16 protein-coding genes are annotated in these 15,936 nt (G+C 72.0%); 6 read left to right on the forward strand and 10 right to left on the reverse strand.

What is annotated here, in order from left to right:
• Position 1: 1 nt before the first annotated feature.
• Both dut and ACZ6AA_RS28775 read right to left on the reverse strand, forming a co-directional pair.
• Complete coding sequence (dut, locus tag ACZ6AA_RS28770; RefSeq protein WP_468456374.1) at positions 2 to 508, reverse strand: dUTP diphosphatase; 507 nt, start codon at positions 506 to 508, stop codon at positions 2 to 4.
• A 20-nt stretch (positions 509 to 528) separates the two neighbouring features.
• Complete coding sequence (locus tag ACZ6AA_RS28775; protein WP_468456149.1) at positions 529 to 1,113, reverse strand: PaaI family thioesterase; 585 nt, start codon at positions 1,111 to 1,113, stop codon at positions 529 to 531.
• 58 nt (positions 1,114 to 1,171) lie between these two features.
• Here ACZ6AA_RS28775 and ACZ6AA_RS28780 point away from each other — a divergent pair, with 58 nt between their 5' ends.
• Complete coding sequence (locus tag ACZ6AA_RS28780; RefSeq protein ID WP_468456151.1) at positions 1,172 to 1,618, forward strand: DUF3093 domain-containing protein; 447 nt, start codon at positions 1,172 to 1,174, stop codon at positions 1,616 to 1,618.
• 160 nt (positions 1,619 to 1,778) lie between these two features.
• Here the strand turns inward: ACZ6AA_RS28780 and ACZ6AA_RS28785 are convergent, their stop codons facing one another.
• From ACZ6AA_RS28785 to ACZ6AA_RS28800, 4 genes are all read right to left on the reverse strand, one after another.
• Positions 1,779 to 2,804: a hypothetical protein gene (locus ACZ6AA_RS28785; RefSeq protein WP_471460735.1), complete on the reverse strand. Its 1,026-nt coding sequence runs from the start codon at positions 2,802 to 2,804 to the stop codon at positions 1,779 to 1,781.
• 13 nt (positions 2,805 to 2,817) lie between these two features.
• Positions 2,818 to 3,114 carry a DUF4193 domain-containing protein gene (locus ACZ6AA_RS28790; protein ID WP_030357326.1) on the reverse strand — a complete coding sequence of 99 codons (297 nt, stop codon included), beginning with the start codon at positions 3,112 to 3,114 and terminating at the stop codon, positions 2,818 to 2,820.
• Positions 3,115 to 3,507: 393 nt separating this feature from the next.
• On the reverse strand, positions 3,508 to 4,755 hold the full coding sequence (locus tag ACZ6AA_RS28795) for a sensor histidine kinase (RefSeq protein ID WP_468456155.1): 1,248 nt from the start codon (positions 4,753 to 4,755) through the stop codon (positions 3,508 to 3,510).
• 4 nt (positions 4,756 to 4,759) lie between these two features.
• Positions 4,760 to 5,413, reverse strand: coding sequence for a response regulator transcription factor (locus ACZ6AA_RS28800; RefSeq protein WP_016639100.1), 654 nt, complete (start codon positions 5,411 to 5,413; stop codon positions 4,760 to 4,762).
• 316 nt (positions 5,414 to 5,729) lie between these two features.
• On the opposite strand from ACZ6AA_RS28800, the gene ACZ6AA_RS28805 reads away from it, so the two are divergent.
• The gene (locus ACZ6AA_RS28805; RefSeq protein ID WP_169786659.1) at positions 5,730 to 5,903 is read left to right on the forward strand and encodes a hypothetical protein; all 174 of its coding nucleotides are present in this window, start codon (positions 5,730 to 5,732) and stop codon (positions 5,901 to 5,903) included.
• Between the two features lie 148 nt (positions 5,904 to 6,051).
• Here the strand turns inward: ACZ6AA_RS28805 and ACZ6AA_RS28810 are convergent, their stop codons facing one another.
• Together ACZ6AA_RS28810 and ACZ6AA_RS28815 are read right to left on the reverse strand one after the other, a co-directional pair.
• On the reverse strand, positions 6,052 to 6,867 hold the full coding sequence (locus ACZ6AA_RS28810; RefSeq protein WP_471460736.1) for an inositol monophosphatase family protein: 816 nt from the start codon (positions 6,865 to 6,867) through the stop codon (positions 6,052 to 6,054).
• Between the two features lie 21 nt (positions 6,868 to 6,888).
• Positions 6,889 to 8,016, reverse strand: coding sequence for a ferrochelatase (locus ACZ6AA_RS28815; RefSeq protein ID WP_471460737.1), 1,128 nt, complete (start codon positions 8,014 to 8,016; stop codon positions 6,889 to 6,891).
• Positions 8,017 to 8,179: 163 nt separating this feature from the next.
• Here ACZ6AA_RS28815 and ACZ6AA_RS28820 point away from each other — a divergent pair, with 163 nt between their 5' ends.
• Together ACZ6AA_RS28820 and ACZ6AA_RS28825 are read left to right on the forward strand one after the other, a co-directional pair.
• Positions 8,180 to 9,454 carry an MFS transporter gene (locus ACZ6AA_RS28820; RefSeq protein WP_471460738.1) on the forward strand — a complete coding sequence of 425 codons (1,275 nt, stop codon included), beginning with the start codon at positions 8,180 to 8,182 and terminating at the stop codon, positions 9,452 to 9,454.
• The gene (locus ACZ6AA_RS28825) at positions 9,378 to 10,733 is read left to right on the forward strand and encodes a D-arabinono-1,4-lactone oxidase (protein WP_471460739.1); all 1,356 of its coding nucleotides are present in this window, start codon (positions 9,378 to 9,380) and stop codon (positions 10,731 to 10,733) included. Before ACZ6AA_RS28820 ends, ACZ6AA_RS28825 begins: the two co-directional genes overlap by 77 nt.
• An 18-nt stretch (positions 10,734 to 10,751) precedes the next feature.
• Here the strand turns inward: ACZ6AA_RS28825 and ACZ6AA_RS28830 are convergent, their stop codons facing one another.
• Entirely contained in the window at positions 10,752 to 11,981 is a 1,230-nt protein-coding gene (locus ACZ6AA_RS28830; protein ID WP_471460740.1) for a hypothetical protein, read from the reverse strand.
• Between the two features lie 499 nt (positions 11,982 to 12,480).
• Between ACZ6AA_RS28830 and sepH the strand changes: the two genes are divergently transcribed.
• Positions 12,481 to 13,536 (forward strand): septation protein SepH, encoded by a 1,056-nt coding sequence (gene sepH, locus ACZ6AA_RS28835; RefSeq protein ID WP_468456165.1) that lies wholly within the window; start codon positions 12,481 to 12,483, stop codon positions 13,534 to 13,536.
• Positions 13,537 to 13,826: 290 nt separating this feature from the next.
• On the opposite strand, the gene ACZ6AA_RS28840 is transcribed toward sepH, so the two are convergent.
• Positions 13,827 to 14,681 carry a sulfurtransferase gene (locus ACZ6AA_RS28840; protein ID WP_468456167.1) on the reverse strand — a complete coding sequence of 285 codons (855 nt, stop codon included), beginning with the start codon at positions 14,679 to 14,681 and terminating at the stop codon, positions 13,827 to 13,829.
• A 430-nt stretch (positions 14,682 to 15,111) separates the two neighbouring features.
• Between ACZ6AA_RS28840 and ACZ6AA_RS28845 the strand changes: the two genes are divergently transcribed.
• Positions 15,112 to 15,924 carry a VOC family protein gene (locus tag ACZ6AA_RS28845; protein WP_471460741.1) on the forward strand — a complete coding sequence of 271 codons (813 nt, stop codon included), beginning with the start codon at positions 15,112 to 15,114 and terminating at the stop codon, positions 15,922 to 15,924.
• The last annotated feature ends 12 nt before the right edge of the window (positions 15,925 to 15,936 follow it).

Here is a 15,936-nt window from a genome sequence, read left to right on the forward strand (position 1 = left end):
GTCACTGTCCTTCCCGGTCGGATACGACCGACGCGTATCGATTCCCACCCGTTTGTTCATCGGCGCTGACGCCCACGGCGGCATGACCCCCGGTGGACCCGAATCCCCCTTCGGCCCGCACCGAGCCGGGAAGCTCCGCCACCTCCTGGAAGCGCACCTTCTCGACCTGCTGGACGACCAGTTGGGCAATCCGGTCGAAGCGCTCGAACCGCACGCTCTCGCGCGGGTCGAGATTCACCACGATCACCTTGATCTCCCCACGGTACCCGGCATCAATCGTCCCCGGGGCATTCACCATGGCGACACCGCAGCGTGCGGCGAGGCCCGACCGGGGGTGCACGAAGGCCGCGTACCCCTCGGGCAGCGCGATGGAAACCCCGGTCGGCAGCACCGCCCGTTCACCGGGCGCCAGTTCGCAGGCCTCGGTCGTCCGCACATCGGCACCGGCATCGCCGGGCTGCGCGTACGACGGCAGCGGTACGTCGGGGTCGACGCGCCGGATCAGCACGTCCAAAGGGGCAGGGTGGGTCACGGGTTCACCTCGAAGGCGCGGGCGCGCCGGATCTGGTCCGGGTCGTTCATGGCCGCGCGGATCTCCTCCGGGCGGCCGTTTTCGATGAAGTGGTCCACCTTCACCTCGATGAAGAGGGCGTCGGCACGCACGGCGACGGGACCTTCGGGCCCGCCGATCCGGCCGGTGGCGGTCGAATAGATCTTCCGTCCGGCCACGGCCGTCACCTCGGCCTCGAGGAACAGCACGGTGCCGAGCGGAACCGGCCGCCGGAAGTCCGTCTCGAGCCGCCCGGTCACGGCGATCACCCGCAGCAGCCAGTTCAGGGAGCCGAGCGTCTCGTCGAGCGCGGTGGCGAGCACGCCGCCGTGCGCGAGCCCCGGGGCGCCCTGATGCGCCTCGCGCACCGTGAACTCGGCGGTGATGGCGACGCCTTCACCGGCCCGCGCCTCCAGGTGCAGCCCGTGGGCCTGCCCTCCCCCGCACCCGAAACAGTGCTCGTAGTGCGCGCCGATGAGCTCGCCGGGCGCGGGCGCGTCCGGGTGGCGGGCAGGACGGATGGCGTCCGCCGGGGGTGTCAGAGCTGCTGATGTACCACTCACAGGCGCAGACCTTACCTCCGCGTCAGCGGCCGTCGCGCACCGTGCCAAGCTTGGCTTCATGCAGCCTTACGAAGAACGCCTGACCGCGCCCCGTTCGTGGTGGCTCGTCTCGGTCCTCGTCGGTATCGCGGCGGGCCTGACGATGCTCCCGTTCGGCACGCTGCCCCTGCTGGGCGGCCTGGTCGGCGGGACGGCCCTGGCGGCGGTCCTCACCAGCACGTACGGCGCGGTGCGGATCCGTGTCGTGGCGGGCTCCCTGGTCGCCGGTGACGCGAAGATCCCGGTGACGGCGCTGGGGGCGGCCGAGCCCCTGGACGAGGCCGAGGCCCGCGCCTGGCGGACCTACAAGGCGGACCCGCGCGCGTTCATGGTGCTGCGCAGCTACATCCCTACGGCACTGCGGGTAGAGGTGACGGACCCCGAGGACCCCACTCCGTACGTGTATCTGTCGACGCGGGACCCCGAGGGCCTGGCGGCGGCCCTGAACGCCGTACGCGCGGCGTAGCGCCCGTGGTCCCCCGATGGGCCCCCGGCGTGCCCTTGGCGCCTCGGTCGGCCGGCACCTCGGTCGGCCGGACCTCGACGACGGGTCGCTGACGAGTCGCTGATCGCGGAGCCGGGGCTTCGGGTGCGGGGGCTTCGGGAACTTCGGGGGCTTCGGGGTTTCAGGCCCCGAGCTCCTTGGACTTGTGCCCGAGCCGCAGCGGGTCGACGGGGGCCTCCAGCGGCGGCAGGCCTTCGAGCGCGTCCCACGGCACCTGGGTCCGGCGCAGGTCGCTCCGCACACGCTCGGCGAGCTTCTTGGTGTCCCTGCGGTTCATCACGGCGCCGACCGCCGCGCCCACCATGAACGGCAGCAGGTTCGGCAGGTTGCGCACCATCCGCTTCATGATCTGCTGGCGCAGTTCCCGCTTCATCTGGCTGCCGAGCGCCGCGTTGATCGACGCGGGCTTGACCACGTCGATGCCGCGCTCCTCGGTCCAGGCGCGCAGATACGCGGCGCTGCGCTCCTTGAGGTTGCCCTCGGGCCGGCGGCCGTAGACCTCGTGCAGCTCCGCGACCAGCTTCAGCTCTATGGCCGCGACGCCGGTGATCTCGGCGGCCAGCTCGGCGGGCATCGCGGGCGGCACGGGCAGCATCGCCGCCGCGCCGACTCCGGCGCCCACCGTGGAGGTCGCGTTCGCCGCCCCGGCGATGAGCTTGTCCGCGAGCTGCTCGGGGCCGAGGCCCGGGAACTGCTTGCGGAGCGTCGCCAGGTCGCGGACCGGGACCCGCGGGGCGTTCTCGATGATCCGGTCGGCGAGATAGCCGATACCGGCCTTGGCGCTGCGCCCGCCGCGGCGCACGCCGTTCTTCAGTCCGTTCGTGACGGCGGTGAGGCGGCGGCCCTTGCCGCGGGCCCCCTGCTCGTCCGTCTCCGTGCCTTCCCCGTCGAACTCCCTGTCCGCCGCTGCGAGAGCGGCCGTCTGCGGCACTGCCAGGGCGGAACCGCGCACCAGCGCGGGAACCGCCTCGTACGCCGTCTCAGCGGCGTCCTGTGCCCCTGTGGCGCCGTCGCCGTGCGACGCGGCACCGGCAGGGTCGAGCGAGGCCTCAGGGCCCCGCTCGGCCTCCGACGCGCTCTCGGGCGCGTCCGCGTCCGCTCCCTGGTCCTGGAAGCGGTGCTTCCTGGGCGGGGTCGAGCCTGTCACGGCCGACCCCGCTTCAGTCGCAGTCGCGGCAGATCGGCTGGCCGTTCTTCTCCCGGGCCAGCTGGCTGCGGTGGTGCACCAGGAAGCAGCTCATGCACGTGAACTCGTCCTGCTGCTTGGGGAGCACGCGCACGGCGAGCTCCTCGTTGGACAGGTCCGCGCCGGGCAGCTCCAGGCCCTCGGCAGCCTCGAACTCGTCGACGTCTACCGACGACGTCGACTTGTCGTTCCGCCGGGCCTTCAGCTCCTCGATGCTGTCCTCGTTGACGTCATCGTCGGTCTTGCGTGGGGTGTCGTAGTCCGTTGCCATGTCGCTCTCCCCCTCTGGGTGTCTGCGGTGTCTCAGCGCACGTAACGCGTGAGAGGCCGGACTTGTGCCCGACCTGAGGCGGAGATTTTGCCTCACATCAAGGTCTGTTACTCAATCGACACCCAACCGCACCCCTGAAGAGGTGATCGGTTTGGATGGCGATCGGGACCGTACACGGTCCGAATGTCGCACTTCACGGGCGCCACCCCGAGTACTTCCCGTGATCAAGACCCCCGAAAACCCGGATTTTCCCGGCTTTCCGGCGACTTCAGCGGTCACGGAGAGTAGATGGCCGAAAAATCGCTCCTGTGATCGATCACACAGGAATCCTCGGGGATCAGGTCCCGAAAATTCCGCGTAAAGCGAACATCCTGGCGCTTGTGCGGCAGCATCTCAGATCGGCAGGGTGACTCGCATCACGAGCCCACCCCCCTCGCGCGGCTCCGCGATGATACGGCCCCCGTGGGCCCGCGCCACCGACCGGGCGATGGACAGGCCGAGACCGACCCCCTTGTCGCTGCCGGTGCGCTCGGTGCGCAGGCGGCGGAAGGGCTCGAAGAGGCTGTCGATCTCGTACGCGGGCACCACAGGACCGGTGTTGGTCACCACGAGGACGGCCTGGCCGTGCTGGGTCTCCGTGGCCACCTCGACCCAGCCGTCCTCGTGGACGTTGTAGCGCACCGCGTTCTGCACGAGGTTCAGCGCGATGCGCTCCAGGAGCACGCCGTTGCCCTGCACGACCGCGGGGCCCCGCTCGCCGCGGATCTGCACGCCCTTGGCATCGGCCTCGGACAGCGCCTGGTCGACGGCGCGGTCGGCGACCTCCGCGAGGTCCACGGGCTTGCGCTCCACGATCTGGTTGTCGCTGCGGGCGAGCAGCAGCAGGCCCTCCACGAGCTGCTCGCTGCGCTCGTTGGTGGCGAGCAGCGTCTTGCCGAGCTGTTGCAGCTCCACGGGTGCGCCGGGATCGGACAGGTGCACTTCGAGGAGTGTGCGGTTGATGGCCAGGGGTGTGCGCAGTTCGTGCGAGGCGTTGCCGACGAAGCGCTGCTGGGCCGTGAAGGCGCGCTGTAGTCGCTCCAGCATCTCGTCGAAGGTGTCCGAAAGCTCCTTCAGCTCGTCGTCCGGGCCGTCCAGCTCGATGCGGCGGGACAGGTCCGAGCCCGCCACCGCGCGCGCGGTGCGGGTGATCCGGCCGAGCGGGGACAGCACGCGGCCCGCCATCGCGTATCCGAAGGCGAAGGCGATGACCGCGAGGCCGAGCAGGGCCAGCAGCGAGCGGCTGAGCAGGTTGTCCAGGGCGACCTGGCGCTGGTGGTCGGTGCAGGCGCTGATCGCGGAGTTGAACTCGGGGATCAGCAGGTTGCCCGAGGAGGCCTGCGGGCAGTTGTCGCTGGTCACCCGGATCTCCCGGCCGCCCACGATCTTGAACAGGGGTTCGTTGCCGGTGTTCAGGGCCTGCGCGGCGAGGAGGTAGATGATCGAGAGCAGCAGGATGCCCGCGATCAGGAACATCCCGCCGTACAGCAGCGTGAGCCTTATCCGGATGGTCGGGCGCAGCCACGGGAAGGGCGGATCGATCTTCCTCGGGTCCCAGGTGGGCTTCGGGGGCGCCCCTGGGGGCGCGGGCGTCGCGGCCACCGGGTCAGATCCGGTAGCCGGAGCCCGGCACCGTCACGATGACGGCGGGCTCGCCGAGCTTGCGGCGCAGGGTCATGACGGTCACCCGGACGACGTTCGTGAACGGGTCCGTGTTCTCGTCCCAGGCCTTCTCCAGGAGCTGCTCCGCGGAGACGACCGCGCCCTCGCTGCGCAGCAGCACCTCCAGGACGGCGAACTCCTTGGGGGCCAGCTGGATCTCCTTGCCGTCGCGGAACACCTCGCGGCGGTTCGGGTCGAGCTTGATGCCTGCGCGCTCCAGGACGGGCGGCAGCGGCACGCTGGTGCGCCGCCCCAGGGCGCGCACCCGCGCGGTCAGCTCGCTGAACGCGAAGGGCTTGGGGAGATAGTCGTCCGCGCCGATCTCCAGGCCCTCGACGCGGTCGCTGACGTCGCCGGACGCGGTGAGCATCAGCACGCGCGTGGGCATGCCGAGCTCGACGATCTTGCGGCAGACGTCGTCCCCGTGGACGACGGGCAGGTCGCGGTCCAGGACGACCACGTCGTAGTCGTTCACGCCGATGCGTTCCAGGGCGGCCGCGCCGTCGTACACGACGTCGACTGCCATGGCCTCCCGGCGCAGTCCGGTGGCCACCGCATCGGCGAGCAGCTGCTCGTCCTCGACGACGAGTACGCGCACGTCGCTTGTCCTTCCTCTGTGCCCGGCGCGCGGACGCGCCGGGGCAGGCCTGTACGTGGAGTGAGACCTCCATCCTGCCCCTTTCGGCCATAAACCGGCTGTAAGGCGGCCTCGGGCCCCGGGAATACGGGATTTTCTGCTCCGGTTGAGGTTTCCGTCGAAGGGGGCGAGGGGAGGACGGCTTTACACCCGCGATCACGCTTCGTATGTGGCACGCCACGACCTGCTTCACGCAGTGGGCGCCGGACGTGATCGCCCCTTCTCCACGGCACACCCCCGTGCCACCGACCCACGACCCAGCCGAGGGGGCGCAACCATGGACGCATTCACCGCAGGTCTCCTGCAGCGCATAAAGACCACGGAGTCCGACCTCACGCGGGCCCGCGAGACAGGCGACGACTTCCTGGCCGAGGTGGAACTGGCCGAGCTGGAGGATCTGCACCGCCTGGCAGCCGAGCACGGCGTGGAGGTCGCCGCCCCGACCCACTGAGCGACCCGCCCGACCCACGGGCCGGGACGACTCCAGCGTCCGGTCCGGGCCGCACGCGACAGGGCCCCGACACCTCCTGGAAGGTGTCGGGGCCCTGTCGTGCGTGGGTCCGGGCGCGGGGCTCCGGGCCGGGCTGGGGCGGGCCAGGTCAGTCGTGCCAGGCGCCGAGGTCGTCGAGGAGGGCCTGGAGGGGCTCGAAGAGGCCGGGCGGGCCCGCCACCGTCAGTTCGCCCGAGAGGGGCTCTCCGGGGCGGCCGCCGGTCAGGGCGCCCGCCTCCCGGGCGACGAGGTCCCCGGCGGCGAAGTCCCAGGGGTTCAGGCCCCGTTCGTAGTACGCGTCCAGGCGTCCCGCCGCCACGTCGCACAGGTCGATGGCCGCCGAACCGGCCCGCCGGATGTCCCGCACCCGCGGCAGCAGGTGCCGGGCGACCTCGGCCTGGTGGGCGCGCCGCTCGGCGACGTACCCGAAGCCCGTGCCGATGAGGGCCTGCTCGAACGGCGGCGCAGGGCGGACCCGGGCGGGCCGGTCGTCGACGTACGCGCCCTGGCCGAGGACCGCGCGGAAGGTCTCGCCGCGCACGGGGGCGTGGACGACGCCGACCAGGGTCTCGCCGTCCTTGCGGGCGGCGATCGACACCGCCCAGTCCGGGCGGCCGTACAGGTAGTTCACGGTGCCGTCGATGGGGTCGATGACCCACTGGACGCCGCTGGTGCCCTCGGAGCTGGCGCCCTCCTCGCCGAGCACGCCGTCGCCGGGCCTGCGGTCGGCGAGGAAGTCCGTGATCAGCTTCTCGGAGGCGATGTCCATCTCGGTGACGACGTCGACGGCGCTGCTCTTCGTCGCGGCGACGCCGAGGTCGGCCGGGCGGCCGTCGCGCAGCAGCTCACCGGCGCGGCTCGCGGCCTCCAGGGCGACGGCGAGCAGTTCGGCCTTGAGGCGGTCCTTGGGGGCGGGGTCGGTCACGGTGCTCCTCGGTGCGGCGCGCTAGGCGAACGGGCTGTCGGCGCCCGCGGCCGCGGGCTTGGGGGTGCGGGCGGGGCAGCAGCCCACGGGGCACAGGTCGTGGCTCGCGCCGAGGGCGCCCAGGGCGCAGGGCACCGCGGTGCGCCCGCTCTCCGTGGCGGCGCGCTCCAGGACCAGCTCCCGGACGGCGGCGGCGAACCGCGGGTCGGCGCCGACGGTGGCCGAGCGGCGCACCGGCAGGCCCAGCTCCGTCGCCTTCGCGGTGGCCTCGGTGTCGAGGTCGTACAGGACCTCCATGTGGTCCGACACGAAGCCGATGGGGACCATGACCACGGCCGGGGCGCCGGCCTCGTGCTGCTCCTCCAGGTGGTCGCAGATGTCGGGCTCGAGCCAGGGGATGTGCGGGGCGCCGCTGCGGGACTGGTAGACGAGCTGCCAGGGGTGGTCGACGCCGGTCTCCGCGCGGACCGCGTCGGCGACGAGGGCCGCCACGTCCAGGTGCTGGCGCACATACGCGCCGCCGTCGCCGTGGGTCTCGGCGGGGCCGGAGGTGTCGGCCGCGGCGGTGGGGATGGAGTGCGTCGTGAAGGCCAGGTGGGCGCCGTCGCGGACGTCCTCGGGGAGGTCGGCCAGGGACTTCAGGACGCCGTCGATCATGGGGCGTACGAAGCCGGGGTGGTTGAAGTAGTGCCGGAGCTTGTCCACGCGGGGCACGTCGAGGCCCTCCTCGCGGAGGGTGGCGAGGGCGGCCGCGAGATCTTCGCGGTACTGCCTGCAGCCCGAGTACGACGCGTACGCGCTGGTGGCGAGGACCAGGACGCGGCGGCGGCCGTCCTGGACCAACTCGCGCAGGGTGTCCGTCAGATACGGCGCCCAGTTGCGGTTGCCCCAGTACACCGGCAGGTCGAGGCCGTGCTCCGCGAAGTCCTTGCGCAGGGCGTCGAGCAGGGTGCGGTTCTGATCGTTGATGGGGCTCACGCCGCCGAACAGGAAGTAGTGCTGCCCCACCTCCTTCAGGCGCTCCTTGGGGATGCCGCGGCCACGCGTCACGTTCTCCAGGAACGGAACGACGTCGTCCGGCCCCTCGGGGCCGCCGAACGAGAGCAGCAGCAAGGCGTCGTAGGGAGTGGGATCCAGCGCTTCGGACATGTATTTGATCCTGCCACTCGCCACTGACAGCGGTGAAACCGCCACCCGGCGGCGTGGAAAACACGGTGCGCCCGCGCCCCGGCGGCCGTAAGCTGTATCGGCCACCTTCACGCCTTACCGGAGTCCGCTGTCCGAGCGCTCCGCCGCCCCCGCGGAGTCCCACGTGCCGAGCCCCTACCGCGCCATATTCGCCGCCCCCGGCTCCAAGGGGTTCTCCGTCGCGGGCTTCCTCGGGCGGATGCCGCTGTCGATGATGGGCATCGGCATCGTGACGATGATCTCCCAGCTCACCGGGCGGTACGGCCTCGCGGGCGCGCTGTCGGCCACCGTCGCGCTGTCCGCCGCGGCGATCGGCCCGCAGATCTCCCGGCTCGTGGACCGGCACGGCCAGCGGCGGGTGCTCCGACCGGCGACGCTGATGTCCCTGGTCGCGGTGTCGGGGCTGCTGCTCGCGGCGAAGTTCGAGGCGCCGGACTGGACGCTGTTCGTCTGCGCCGCGTTCGTCGGCTGCGTACCGAGCGTGGGATCGATGGTCCGCTCCCGCTGGGCGGCGCTGTACCGCGACACCCCGCAGCTGCACACGGCGTACTCCTTCGAGTCCGTCGTGGACGAGGTCTGCTTCATCTTCGGGCCGATCATCTCGATCGGCCTGTCCACGGCCTGGTTCCCCGAGGCCGGTCCGCTGCTCGCGGGCGCCTTCCTCGCCGTCGGTGTCTTCTGGCTGACGGCACAGCGGGCGACGGAGCCGGTGCCGCATCCGCGCGAACACCACACCGGGGGCTCGGCGTTGCGCTCCGGGGGCCTGCAGGTCCTGGTCGCCACGTTCGTCGCGACCGGCGCGATCTTCGGCGCGGTCGACGTGGTCACGGTCGCCTTCGCCGAGGACGAGGGCCACAAGGGCGCCGCGAGCCTGGTGCTCGCCGTCTACGCGCTCGGCTCGTGTCTGGCGGGTGTCGGCTTCGGGCTGTTGCACTTCAAGGGGGCTCCCGCACGCCGCTGGCTGCTGGGGGTCTGCGCGATGGCCGTGAGTATGATCCCGCTTCAACTGGTCGGGAATCTTCCGTTTCTGGCCGCGGCGCTCTTCGTCGCGGGTCTGTCCATCGCGCCGACGATGATCACGACAATGGCCCTCGTCGAACAGCACGTACCACGCGCGAAGCTGACCGAGGGCATGACCTGGGTCAGCACCGGACTCGCCGTCGGTGTGGCGCTCGGCTCCTCCATGGCCGGCTGGGTGATCGACGCCGCGGGCTCGCGCGCGGGGTACGTGGTCCCGGGGGTGTCCGGGGCGGTCGCGGTGGTGGTGGGATTCCTGGGGTATCGCCGGCTGCAACGGCCGGTTCCGCGACGGGGAGGGACCCATGAGCACGGGAACGGGCAGGGGCACGGGAGCGGGAACGGCAGCGATCGGCTCGAAAAGGCCGACGACGTGGCGTAACTGGGCGGGCACGGTCACCACGCGGCCCGCTCGCGAGGCGACGCCCGCCTCGGTCGACGAGCTCGTCGCCGCGATCCGCGGGGCCCGTGAGGACGGCCTGAAGGTCAAGCCCGTCGGCACCGGCCACTCCTTCACGGCCGCCGCCGCGACCGACGGCCTCCTGGTGCGGCCGGACCTCCTCACCGGCATCCGGGACATCGACCGCGCGGCCGGGACCGTCACCGTGGAGGCGGGCACGCCCCTCAAGCGCCTGAACGCCGCGCTCGCCCGCGAGGGCCTGTCGCTGACGAACATGGGCGACATAATGGAGCAGACGGTGTCCGGCGCCGTCAGCACCGGGACGCACGGCACGGGCCGCGACTCGGCCTCGATCGCCGCCCAGATCACCGCACTTGAGCTGGTCACCGCCGACGGCCGGGTCCTGACCTGCTCCAAGGACGAGCACCCGGACGTGTTCGCCGCCGCCCGCGTCGGGATCGGCGCGCTCGGCGTCATCAGCGCGATCACGTTCTCCGTAGAGCCCATTTTCTTCCTCAGGGCCCGCGAGGAACCGATGACCTTCGACCAGGTCACCGGCGAGTTCGACCAACTCGTCACCGAGAACGAGCACTTCGAGTTCTACTGGTTCCCCCACACGGGCAACTGCAACACCAAGCGCAACAACCGCAGCGTCGGCCCAGCCTCTCCCCCGAGCGCGATCAGTGCCTTCGTAGAGGACGAACTGCTCTCCAACGGCCTCTTCCAGGTCGCCAATTCGCTCGGCAGGGCACTGCCCGCCACCATCCCCACCATCGCGAAGCTCTCCAGCAAGGCCCTGTCGGCCCGCACCTACACCGACATCCCCTACAAGGTCTTCACCAGCCCGCGCCGGGTGCGCTTCGTCGAGATGGAGTACGCCGTCCCGCGCGCGGCCCTGGTCGAGACGCTGCGCGAGCTGAAGTCGATGATCGAGCAGTCACCGCTGCGCGTCAGCTTCCCCGTCGAGGTCCGCACCGCCCCCGCCGACGACATCACGCTCTCGACGGCCTCGGGCCGCGAGAGCGCGTACATCGCCGTCCATCTCTACAAGGGCACGCCCATGCGCCGGTACTTCGGCGCCGCGGAGCAGATCTTCACCGCCCACGAAGGACGGCCCCACTGGGGCAAGCTCCACACCCGCGACGCCGCGTACCTGGCCAAGGCCTATCCGCGCTTCGGCGAGTTCACCGCCCTGCGCGACCGGCTCGACCCCGACCGCCTGTTCGCCAACCCCTACCTGCGGCGGGTCCTCGGCGACTGACGCGGCCCGCCCCAGGGGTCACTGCTCCGGCGCCTGCTGCTGCTCCTGGCCGTCGCCGCTCCCGTTGCCGGTGCCTGTGCCGCCGCCGTTCGACGGGGTCGGAGTGGGCGTCGGGGTCGGCGTGGGGGTGGGCTTCGGGTCGGGCTTCGAACTGTCGCCTGAGCCGTCACCCTTGTCCGTGCCGTTGCCGGTGCCCTCGTCGCCCTTGTCCGTGCCGGAGCCGTTCCCGGAGCCGGAGCCCGAGCCGGTGCCGTCACCGGGCGAGGGCTTGCCCGACGGGTCCTTGGACGGGTCGTCGCCCTCCTGCGAACCGTCGTCCGATCCGGACGTGCCGTCGTCCGACTGCTGTCCGGGGTCGTCGGTGGACGGCTGGTCGTCCTTCTTCGACGAGGAACCGCTGTTGGAGAAAGCGTCCCGGAGGGTGGTGCTCTTGTCGTCGCCGCTGAAGCTCGTCCCGCTCACCAGCTCGTACGTGGTGATCCCGGCGAGCGAGACCCCGAAGACCAGGGCGGCGGCCACCAACGGCCGCTTCCAGCTGCGCACGCGCGTGCGGTGCGTGGTCCCTTCGGAGAACTCGTCCGAGGGGAGCGGGGGGTCGGCCGGGGCGGGGCCGCTGGGGGGCACGGGGCCTACGGGTCCGGCGGGCCCGGCATGGCCGTTGGGTCCGGCTTGGCGCAGGACGCGGGTCTGCTGGTCGTACGGCAGGAGCTGGGTGGCGTCCGCGGTGCCGAGCAGTTGGGTCCGCTCGGGGTCGGTTCCGGCCACGGGGAGCGCTGTCGTGGGGTCGGCGGGGTCGACTGCCGGGAGCGCGGCGGTGGGGTCGGCCGGGTGGACCGCCGGGAGTGCCGTCGTCGGGTCGGCGTCCGGGACGGCCCTCCCCCACGTCGTGGTGACCGGGCCGCCGCCCGCGTGGGCCCGCGCCTGGAACGTCTCCGGCACCGGCGTGGCCTGCGTCACCGGGACCTGCTGGGCCTTGGGCTTGGCCTGCACCGCCACGTCGCGTATCTGCTCGCCCGTACGCGAGAAGAAGTGCTGGAAGACCGTACCTCCGCAGGTGGCGATGCCACTCACCACACCGGCGCCGAGGATCGTTCCGTAGACGCCGAAGGAGGAGGCGAGCTTGGCGGCCACGACGGCCGCCACGGCACTCCCCGCCACCTGCGGCACACTCAGCTCGAACCGCTTCTTCTCCGACTCACCCTCCGTCGTGTCCGTCGACTCCCCGCCGGTTTCCGGCTTTTCACGCATCTGCGGACCTTGCCTGCCCTTCTCGACTTCACGCATGATTTACGCATTCACGTATGAGCTACGCGAGGTACATGAGAAAGGGACGTACACCCGAAGCAGATAGTTCCGTTTTTGGCTTTTTCGTGAAGAGCGCCACGCGCGCGCGGGGGACTCACGGCATCGGCTGACGCCAACTCCCTTCCCCCATGAGAAGTTCGGCGGCGTGCCGGTCCACCCGGGTGGCCCGAATGGAGTAGTGTTGCGAGCCCTGGGTCCGGTCTCCAACCAGGGTGCCCGGGGCCAGCCAGGACCGCCGGGAGGGGGATCGCTGCACAGGGTGATCGAGTTGGTCACTTAGCGTTGCGAATCGGTAACCGTGCCATAACGGCGATCCAGGGCCCATGCCCGACACGCCGGGCAACTCGGCAAGGTTGTGGCAGGCTGCACCCGGGCAGGCCACACTCGACTAGCGGAAGCAGCGACGCACGTGACGTCGGCAGGCACCACCCGGGAGGTCCCCATGCCCGAACTGCGTGTCGTGGCCGTCAGCAACGACGGCACACGGCTGGTGCTGAAAGCTGCGGACAGCACGGAGTACACGCTTCCGATCGACGAACGGCTGCGCGCCGCCGTGCGCGGCGACCGGCCGCGGCTCGGACAGATCGAGATCGAGGTGGAGAGCCACCTCCGCCCCCGCGACATCCAGGCCCGTATACGTGCCGGTGCCAGTGCGGAAGAGGTCGCCTCGCTCGCCGGGATCCCCGTCGACCGCGTCCGCCGCTTCGAGGGCCCCGTGCTCGCCGAGCGCGCCTTCATGGCCGAGCGGGCCCGGAAGACCCCCGTGCGCCGTCCCGGCGAGAACACCGGACCCCAGCTCGGCGAGGCCGTCCAGGAGCGGCTGCTGCTGCGCGGCGCCGACAAGGAGACCGTCCAGTGGGACTCCTGGCGCCGCGACGACGGCACCTGGGAGGTCCTGCTCGTCTACCGCGTCGCGACCGAGCCGCACTCCGCCAGCTGGACGTACGACCCGCCCCGGCGGCTCGTCCAGGCCGTCGACGACGAGGCCCGCGCCCTGATCGGCGAGACCGACGACATCGCGGCGCCCGAGCCCAGCTTCCCGTTCGTGCCGCGCATCGCCCGGCTCCCCCGGGACCGGCCGCTCGACCGCGCCCTGGAGCGCCCGGGCGCACCCGAGGCCGAGCAGGAGCCGGCCGCGCCCGCCGCCGTCGCCGAGCAGGAACGCGACTCGCTCACCAGCCTCCTGGAGGCCGTGCCGAGCTTCCGCGGCGACATGGTCGTCCCCGAGCGTCCCGCCGCGGCACCCGCCGAACTGCCGTCCGCACCGGAGGAGCCCGAGCAGGAGCCGGAGGCCGAGGAGCCGCCCGCGACCGCCGCGTCGGCCGGTTCCGCGTACGCGGACGTCCTGATGCCGCGCGCCGTGGCCAGCCACCGCGACCGCCTCGTCGGCTCCACGGACCGCCAGGCCGAGGCCGACGGCGTCCGCCCCGGCCGCCGTGCCGCCGTGCCGAGCTGGGACGAGATCGTGTTCGGCACCCGGCGCAAGAAGCAGGAGTAGCGGCGCCCCGGAGGACCGACCGGCGCGCGGCGCACATGAAAACGGCCGGCGCACGCCGGTCCGGGCGGTCGAGAACGTGGTGAAGGGCCTGTACGCGATATGCGCACAGGCCCTTCACTCGTTCACCACAACCCGCTCCGCGCGGGGCCCGCGCCGACACGAACGTCCGACCTCGCGAGCCGGGGCGGGCCGGGAGGGCGGGCGCTCGGGTCGGCGCGGGCGGGTACGCGGGTCAGCCAGGCCGGGCGCCAGGGCCAGCGAGGGCGGGCACTCCGCTCAGCGATGCCGGACTACTGCGGCTCCGGCCCCGTCGCCACCGGACGCTCCGGGTCCGACGACCACTCCGACCACGAGCCGACGTACAGCGTCGCTGGGATGCCCGCCACCGCCAGGGCGAGGACCTGATGGGCGCCGGAGACGCCAGAGCCGCAGTACACGCCGACCTCGGAAGTCCCGGACGCCCCCAGGGACTTGAAGCGGGCCGCCAGCTCGTCGGCGGGGAGGAAGCGGCCGTCCGCCGCAACGTTCTCCGTGGTGGGCGCCGAGACCGCGCCGGGGATGTGGCCGCCGACGCGGTCGATGGGCTCCACGTCGCCGCGGTAGCGCTCCGCGGCGCGGGCGTCCAGGAGCAGACCCGAGCGAGCCAGGGCGGCCGCGCCGTCCGCGTCCACGCGCCCCACGGACTCCGGGACCGGCGTGAACGTGCCCGCCACCGGCGCGGTCACCTCGCCGGACTCCAGTTCCCCGGTCCACGCGGCGAGCCCGCCGTCCAGGACCCGCACCGACGGATGACCCGTCCAGCGCAGCAGCCACCAGGCGCGCGCGGCGGCCCAGCCCTGCCCGCCGTCGTACACGACGACCGGCCGGTCCGCCGAGACCCCGGCCGCCCGCATGACCGCGCCGAAGTGCTCGACATCCGGAAGCGGATGCCTGCCCCCGGCGCCCGCCGGGCCCGCGAGGTCCGCGTCGAGGTCGACGAAGACCGCCCCGGGAACATGCCCGGCCGCATGCTCGGCCCGCCCGTCGAAGGCCGGCGCACCGGCCGCCTTGGCCGTACTCAATTGCCAACGGATGTCGAGCAGCACTGGCGGATTCTCGCCCGCCAGGTCGCTCGCGAGTTCGGATGCGGAGATGATGGCATTCATGGGCCCCATCCTTGCGCACGGGGTGGCCGCCGCGCTCAGCTCCGGATACCCTGCTCGGCCGGACCACGCCCGGACACGCGGCGTACGGAAACGAGCACGCCGCGTACCGCAGATGGACACAACCCTGCAATCGCGTGTTAACGGATGAGAAATGGCAAATCGGGCATCTCCACGAGGGAGCCCACGAGCGCGGCGCGGCCGGGGCGCGCCGGGCGACAGGTGATGCGAGCATCTGCACGGACGGGCATACGCGCGGCGAAAGCACGCGCGTTCGGACAGCGAATCGAACCGGAATCGAAGCGGAGTGGCTGCGGCCGGGCGACGACGGATGACAGCTAACAGACAACAGATGCCAGAACTCGAACTCTGTTAGTCGTGGTCCGTCGTCGTCGGCCTGTCGAAGTCACGAGGGCCCGAGGAGAGAGTGACGATGACCGAGGCACGGTGGCCGGACGACGGACGCGCCGAGGGCGCGCGGCGCACACCCGGCACGCCCTGCTGGGTGAGCCTGATGGCGCACGACCTGGCTGCGACCCAGGAGTTCTACGCGGCGCTTTTCGGCTGGACCTACGAGCCCGGGCCGCAGCAGCTCGGCCCGTATGTGCGGGCGATGCTCGACGGCTGCGAGGTGGCGGGAATCGGACAACTGCCTGCCGACCGTCATCTGCCCATCGCGTGGACCCCGTATCTGGCGTCGGACGACGTGGGCGAGGTCGCCGAGAGGGTGCGGCACTGCGGCGGCACGGTCGGCGTGGGGCCGCTGGACGCGGGCGAGGCCGGGCGGATGGCGATCGCGTCGGACCCGGCGGGGGCGGTGTTCGGCATCTGGCAGGCGTCGTCGCACGTGGGCACGGCGGTCGCGGGCGTGCCGGGCACGCCGACCTGGAACGAGCTCCTGACGCGGGAGACGGAGGAGGTCGCGAAGTTCTACCAGATGCTGTTCGGCTACATCGAAGAGGCCGACTCCGACGCCGACTTGGACTATCTGACCCTGCGGCTCGACGGCGTCCCGGTGGCGTCGGTGCGCGGTGTCGGGCAGGAGCTGCCGGGCGACCGGGGCGCGCACTGGATGACGTACTTCGAGGCGGCGGACGTGGACGCCTCGGTGCGGCGGGTGGTCGAACTGGGCGGCCATGTCGTCATCCCCGCGCGCGTGGGTCCCTACGGGCGGGTCGCGACGGTGGCCGACCCCGAGGGGGCGGTCTTCACGCTCATCCACTCGGAGCGTCCCGGCGCGGAGTGACCCTCCGGGTGC

Source organism: Streptomyces sp. NPDC040610 (assembly GCF_055594065.1).